Source organism: Brevibacillus sp. MCWH (genome assembly GCF_013096935.1).
GTDB lineage: Bacteria > Bacillota > Bacilli > Brevibacillales > Brevibacillaceae > Brevibacillus > Brevibacillus aydinogluensis.
This window is the reverse complement of sequence record NZ_SDLF01000115.1, coordinates 1-529: the sequence shown is the minus strand read 5'-3', so window position 1 is coordinate 529 and position 529 is coordinate 1. Positions and strand designations below refer to the sequence as shown.

The 529-nt window shown below is 34.2% G+C and carries 1 protein-coding gene; it reads left to right on the top strand.

What is annotated here, in order from left to right; genetic code table 11:
• On the top strand, positions 1 to 529 hold a 529-nt coding region (locus ETC00_RS19630; protein WP_171567723.1), incomplete at both ends, for a hypothetical protein.

Sequence of the window (529 nt, the reverse complement as noted above, 5' to 3'; positions counted from 1 at the left end):
CTATTTATTTTAGAGAAACTGTTCGGTGTTAAAGCAAACCTAAATGTCGATTATTTAAACGATATTATGGGTATTGCAAACACAGGAACACCTATTACGGAAATTTATCCTAAAGATAATGTAGTTTGTTTATTCGGGGTAGGTATTGGTGGTTCAGGAGACTCTATTTCTTCTGTAAAACCAGTAGATTTTAAAGAACGAGAAATTATGAGCATGATTCCTTTCCGTTACACTAGCCAATCTCTCCCAACAGCAGATCAAAATAAATATTGGTTTAGAAAAACAAATGCTGATGGAAAAACAGCATATTATTTGAAAAGATTTGAAACACAACCAGTTATTAAAGCATTATGGAAAGATGCTACTGGTGATGATGACGGTACTGAAGTACAAAACGGTGTACATACAAGTACACGTACAGAACCTATTGAGACATTCGTTGAACTAATTTTAAAGATTAACAAAAACGACTGTCGTGAGTGGTTTGAAGTAAACGGTAACATTGAACAAGCCCGTATTAACTCAATCG